Source organism: Streptomyces sp. ISL-43, from assembly GCF_018614195.1.
Taxonomy (GTDB): Bacteria; Actinomycetota; Actinomycetes; order Streptomycetales; family Streptomycetaceae; genus Streptomyces.
This window is the reverse complement of sequence record NZ_JAGGOT010000120.1, coordinates 1-5907: the sequence shown is the minus strand read 5'-3', so window position 1 is coordinate 5907 and position 5907 is coordinate 1. Positions and strand designations below refer to the sequence as shown.

At 68.2% G+C, this 5907-nt stretch carries 3 protein-coding genes and 3 pseudogenes; 2 read left to right on the top strand and 4 right to left on the bottom strand.

Annotation, left to right across the window (positions count from 1 at the left end):
* Positions 1 to 177: 177 nt before the first annotated feature.
* Complete coding sequence (locus tag J7F03_RS40205; protein WP_214958166.1) at positions 178 to 1101, top strand: exonuclease domain-containing protein; 924 nt, start codon at positions 178 to 180, stop codon at positions 1099 to 1101.
* A gap of 292 nt (positions 1102 to 1393) precedes the next feature.
* Here the strand turns inward: J7F03_RS40205 and J7F03_RS40200 are convergent.
* A pseudogene (locus tag J7F03_RS40200) lies at positions 1394 to 2546 on the bottom strand (tyrosine-type recombinase/integrase).
* Positions 2547 to 2731: 185 nt separating this feature from the next.
* Positions 2732 to 3167, bottom strand: a pseudogene (locus J7F03_RS40190) (replication initiator); the annotation flags it as partial.
* Here J7F03_RS40190 and J7F03_RS40185 point away from each other — a divergent pair.
* Positions 3114 to 3499 (top strand): annotated as a pseudogene (locus J7F03_RS40185) (NUDIX domain-containing protein). The pseudogenes J7F03_RS40190 and J7F03_RS40185 overlap by 54 nt on opposite strands.
* A 483-nt stretch (positions 3500 to 3982) precedes the next feature.
* On the opposite strand, the gene J7F03_RS40180 reads toward J7F03_RS40185, so the two are convergent.
* Both J7F03_RS40180 and J7F03_RS40175 read right to left on the bottom strand, forming a co-directional pair.
* Positions 3983 to 4720 carry a hypothetical protein gene (locus tag J7F03_RS40180; RefSeq protein WP_214958165.1) on the bottom strand — a complete coding sequence of 246 codons (738 nt, stop codon included), beginning with the start codon at positions 4718 to 4720 and terminating at the stop codon, positions 3983 to 3985.
* A gap of 519 nt (positions 4721 to 5239) precedes the next feature.
* Positions 5240 to 5907, bottom strand: a 668-nt coding sequence (locus J7F03_RS40175) for a sortase domain-bontaining protein (RefSeq protein WP_308380172.1), incomplete at its 5' end; no start/stop codon positions are given.

Sequence of the window (5907 nt, the reverse complement as noted above, 5' to 3'; positions counted from 1 at the left end):
GCGCGAACCGTTGATAACGGGCGACCCGGGCAATCCGCACTACGGGGAACCTGCTGGTAGCCGGCGAAGCCCACGGTCCGGGCCCCTCTCTCACTTGTGGAACGGGTTGGCTCAGCCGAAACCGACTGGCTACTTTTGACCCTGGTGTCTCGTAAGCCACCCCACGACACTTCAGTCATGTCTTCCTGGGTAGCGATAGATTTCGAGACGGCGAACGAGCACCGCGGCAGCCCGTGCTCCGTCGGCATGACGGCAGTCGAGGGGCAGGTCGTCACGGACACCTGGACCACGCTGATACAGCCGCCCGCGGGACTCGGCCACTTCAACCCGTACAACGTCCGGGTACACGGCATCACGGCAGGCGATGTCGCCGGCGCACCCGAGTGGAAGGCCGCACTCGCCGAGATCGTCGCGTTCGCCGATGGCCGGCCCCTGGTCGCGCACAACGCCGGCTTCGATTTCAGCGTCATCCGGGCCGCCTGCGACGCCGAAGGCATCGTCTGGCCCGAACTGCGGTACACCTGCTCCCAGGTTGTCGCGCGCCGGACCTGGCAGCTGCTGTCCTACGGACTGCCCCACTGCATGGACGCCGCCGGCCACGCCTTCACCGACCATCACCAGGCCGAAGCCGACTCCCGGGCATCCGCCGAGATCATGCTCGCGGTGATGCGCGAGTCCGGCACAACGACGCTTGATGAGCTGCTGGACAAACACCAGATCCGCTGGGGCTCCATGACTGCCGACAACCAGTGGCGCGGCAGCCAGTATCAGGGCTCGGGTCGCCGCGACCGGCTGCCTGTTCCCGGAGCCAATCCCGATGCCGATCCCGACGGGGCCCTGTACGGACTGACCGTCTGCCTCACCGGCACACTCACCTCGATGGAGCGGGCCGAGGCCTTCACTCGCCTTGCCGAGGTCGGAGCCCAGCCCACGAAGACCATGACCAAGACGACAGACCTCCTGGTCTCTGCCACGCAGACCCAGCTGAAGCCCGGAGACACCTTGAGCGGCAAGCTGAAGAGTGCGCAGGCTCTGCTCGACGCTGGCCAGGCCATCGAGGTCGTGGACGAGGACGAGTTCCTCCGTCGCCTCGGGGCCTGACCTGCCCCGTGGGCGGTAAACGGCCAGGTCACTGGGGTCAGATGCGTGCGCGCTGCGTGAGCGGACGGGGCGGCATCAGGCGTCACACGCCGGATTAGGCACCGTGCCGCGTGGCGCTGACCAGGAGGTTCAGCACCACGCGGCACGCGCCGGAACCGCCCGGCAGGGATTCGATCCCACTCCTAAAGCGGGTGTCGCAGGTTCGAATCCTGCCGAGGGCACAAGGGAAAAGGCCCCCAGCCGATCACGGCTGGGGGCCTTTGACATCTACAGCTGACATCAACGGCAGTGATCACTGACGACCGGGGCGCCTCTTGAGCAGCCGGTCCATGTGGCTCATGGCCTGACGCTGGGTGTCCTGGGCCACGTGGGTATAGACGTCCATGGTGATGCTGATCTGGCTGTGTCCGAGGATCTCCATGACCACGCGGGGCGGTACGCCGGCGGCGGTGAGCAGGGTGGCCGTGCCGTGGCGGGCATCGTGCAGGCGGATCACCCGGAGACCAGCGCCTTCGGCAACACGGGTGAAGGAGCGGTAGACGTTGCGGGCCTCCACCGGGCGGCCGGTACGGGTCGTGAAGACGTAGTCACTGTCCGTCCACTTCTCCCCCGCGTGCTCCTGCGCAGCCGCCTGCCGCATCCGGTGCCAGCGCAGCGGGGCGACGCAGATGCCCGGGATGGGGATGACGCGCCGGCGGCGGCTCTTCGGGTCGTCGTCGTAGAGCACGCCGCGCCGCCGCTGGATCTGGTTGCGGATCCGGATCACGCGGTTGTCGAGGTCGACGTCCGCCCAGCGGAGCCCGACGATCTCACCGCGCCGCAGCCCCATGGCAATGGCGAGGACGAAGGCCGCGTAGAGCGGGTCCGTGCGGGACGCTGCCAGGAAGTCGAGCGTCTCGTCCAAGGTCCACGGGTTGATCTCGCGTACATCAGCGGTCGGGGGCTCCACCAGCTTCGCGACGTTGCGAACGATCCGTTCCTCTCGGCAGGCTGAGGAGAGGGCCGACCGTAGGACACGGTGGGACTCCTTGGCCGTCGCCGCAGTGGTCTTCTTCTCCAGCTGGACGAGGAACCCGCCGGACGTCGGCGACGCCGAGGGACTCCAAGCGCTTTGTGCCGAGCATGGGCAGGAGGTAGAGCCGCACCTGGGCTTCGTACTTGTCGTACGTGCTGAGCGTGCGGCGGGGCTTGATGACGTGGTCGAGCCAGTACGGCAGCCACTCGGCGAGCTTCGCGGACTTGGTGGGCACCGGGATGCCGTTGTCGACCTTGTCGAGCAGCTCGCGGCGCTTCACGTCGCACTCGGCCCAGGTCTTGCCGTAGGCGAACTTCCGGGCACGAGTGCCATCGGGCTGGAGGACGTACACGGCGGCTTGGTAACGTCCGTCCTTGCGCTTGGTGATGGTGCCCGCCCCGTTCGGGTTGCGGCGACGCTGGGTGGCCATCAGTCGTTCTCCTCGATCGTGCGCGTGATGAAGGCCTGCACCGCGTCGGCGGGGATGCGTCGGGACCGCCCGATGGTGAATCGAGAGGAGGCGGCGGGAGCGGATCGGGTCGTAGACGGTCGAGCGTCCGAGCTTGAGCCGGGCCATGACCTCGACCACGGTGAGCAGTTCGGCGGTGGCGGTCGTCATGGCGTTCCTTCCAGCGGTAGTTGCTCTCGCAGGGCTTCGCGGGCGGTCTCGCGGTTGAGCTGGATGTCGCGGGCGATGACGGCGGCGAGGACGGATTCGCCGGGGTGTGGCCGTGGCGGTGTACTGCCAGGAGGCAAGGACGAGCACGGTCTCCGGGTCGGTGTCGAGTTCCTGGGCGGCGCGGTAGTCGGCGCGGGCCTGGCGGAGGGCACCGAGCGTGGTGGAGTACTGGCGGGACTTGGTAGAGAAGTGGCCCCGGAAGCCGAGCATGTGGGCCCAGGCGGCGAGGCGGCGGTCCGGGTAGAGCGGATCCAGGTCAAGGCACGCGTCGATGAGGCGTCGGGCGTGTTCGGGGACGCCGAGGAGTACCGCGGCTGGGTGGTTGCCGATCGGGCGGTCGAGGGTGCCGGTGTTCTCGGCGGCTTTGGTTGCGGAATATGGGACCCGGGGGGTGTCCTGGAGCTCACCGAGTCACCTCAGGAAGGCGTACGCCGCGAGGTCCTCGAGGAGACCGGAATCCAGGTTCAGGTGGACGAGCTCACCGGGGTCTACAAGAACACGGCGCGGGGTGTCGTCGCCCTGATCTTCCGCTGCAAGCCGTCAGGCGGCACCGAGCGGACGTCGGAGGAGTCGACCGCGGTGGCCTGGCTCTCACCCGAAGAGGTCGCGGAGCGGATGTCCGAGGTGTTCGCAGTCCGGCTACTGGATGCGCTGGACGGCATGGGGCCCATGTCCGAAGCCATGACGGCCGCCAGCTGATCTGATGGCCCGGAGGAGTGGGGTCAAAGTTTCCCTACTTCATCAAGGGCGCTTCCGCCGCCAATGCGGCGTCGCGCGCCCGTCACCCCGGGCCTGCGCTCCTGTCTGCGCCCCGCTCCAGCCCGGACCGCCGGCCGCGCGCCAATGGCTAAGGGCTTGATGGGGATGGGCTGGCCCGAATGGCAAGCCGTCCGTCAGGACATTGCCTCCGGCGGGGGCGCTCTGACTCTGGGATGCGGGGGCCAGTCGTGCGGCCGCGGCTGCGTTGTGGTTCGAGGTGGGGGCTGTCATCCCGCCTGCCGTCGTCCCAGGGCAAGCCGTAGCAGATCAGTCGGGGACGACGGCAGGCGGGATGACAGCGGAGCGCGCTGTGGCTGGCGCCGGCGGTGGAGGTCTCCGTACCGCCGCGTTCGATCAGGCAGGTCAAGCCCCGCATCCGTTGGACGAGCCCGTCGCGGCGCAGAGACACGAGGTCTGACGTGACGTCCTTAGGGCTGCTGCCGGTCGCTCCTTCGCCGGGAGCCGAGGATGCGGGAGAAGATCGCGGTCAGGGGCCTGCGGAAGACGGCCCCCAGAGCTGTCAGCGCGGCGAGGGTGGCTGCCAAGCCGATGAGCCAGTTCCGGGCCGACGTGATGCGGTAGGCCCAGGTGGCGCGGGCGCTCAGGATGATGTCGATGGGTGGGGCAGTGCGTGCGAGGAGGACGTCCGAGTCGCCGCGGTAGGTCTCGACCGTCAGCTTGAGGGTGTACGTGCCGGGCTTACGCGGGGTGAGGTACCAGCGCCACTCCACCTCGTCACCGGGCGCGGCGATCGTGCCGATCGAAGAGCCGAGTACATCGATGTCCACGTTCTTTCCAGCCTCGGAAAGGTACGCCTTCTGCACCCCGCCCACACGCAAGGCGCGTTGGGCTACCACATCGCCGGGCGGCCACTCGGGCGGAGTCTCGCTCCGGATCGCCGTGAGCAACGCCGAGAACTCCAGGGTGTCGCCCACGTCCACCGCTTTCGGAGGCTGGTAGTAAAGGACCCCATTGAAGAGGGATCTGCGGTCCTCGTTCACTCCCTTCCGGAAAATGACCTGGTCGGGGTCGGGGGCCCTTCCAGAGATGGGGGTGGAGGGAGAGCTCCAGTCGTCCACCGTCGAGAAAGTAAGCAAGGCGAGCAGCCCGATCGTTCCGGCGGTCACCAGCAGGAGCCACAGCCAGTTCCGTTGTGTTCGGCGCACCAGCCGACCATATCGCTACGGGCAGTCACAAACTCATCGCATTGCGTCATGGATGTGCATTGCTTCCGCAGCGAAGGTGACCGGCGTCTGTAAGGACGCAGCGGCTATCACCGCTTCCTTGCCGCAGCAGCGGTACAGCAGCGCAGTACAGCAACCACAGCAACCGGCACCGTCCCGCAGCGTCCCTGCGGGGCTTCGAAGCGGCCGGTATGGCCGCGATCGGCCGGTCTCGCTAGAACTACGGATCAGAGGGCGTCTGACATCAACCTCTGACATCAACGACGCCGGACAGGGGCGTACTTCAGCGCACCTGTCCGGCCGCCGGGATGGTGGGCAGCAGGGAGCCCAGCGGGGTCCGATCGAACTTCTAAAGCGGGTGTCGCAGGTTCGAATCCTGCCGAGGGCACAAGCGCCAAGACCCCCAGCCGATTTCGGCTGGGGGTCTTGGCATGTGCCCGGGCGGGGCGCGTCTCGCGGGAACGGGCGACGGGGGCGCGGGGGTTGTGGGGTGCCGGAGGCTCACGCCAGCAGGTCGGCGTAGAAGATGACGTTGTTGGTGCGGTGGCCGTCCTTCAGTTCGCCGCCGCAGGTCAGCAGGCGCAGCTCGGAACGGTTCGTGTCGCCGTAGACCTTGTCGGTCGGGAAGTCCTTCTTGTCGACGTCCTCGATCTCGCGGATCTTGAACTTCGCCGTCTTGCCGTCCTCGCGCGGGACCTCGATCACGTCGCCGAGCTTGATGTTCTTGACGTTCTTCATCAGGGCCGGCCCGTACTTCGTGTCGAAGTGCGCGACGAGGACGGACGCGCCCTTCTCACCCGGGATGACGCCCTCGGTCCACCAGCCGGGGTTGTTCGCGTCCGTGTCGGCGTCGGGCACGCCCAGCTCGCCGCCGGCCGGGTCCACCTTCAGGTCGACCATCTTCTTCGCGTCCACGCCCGCCGCGTCGATCTTCATCCCGGTCGGCTTCGACTTGGGGAGGGCGGGAGTGGGGGTGGTGTCAGCGACCTGGGCGGGGGCGGCGGTGCTGCCGACCTTGGGGTCCGGGGGCAGCTGGGCACCGCCGCCACCGCCGCACGCGGTGAGGGCGCCGATCCCGATCCCGGCGCCGGCCAGCGCGAGGACGGTGGAGGCGATGCGGGTGGACTTGCGTCGCGTGGGGGTGGGGGTGCGTCCCATGGGGGTGGGGG

What these genes read in the sequence shown, in the direction of transcription:
- J7F03_RS40205 (WP_214958166.1), top strand. Translation starts at nt 178, where the DNA reads ATGTCTTCCTGGGTAGCGATAGATTTCGAGACGGCGAACGAGCACCGC.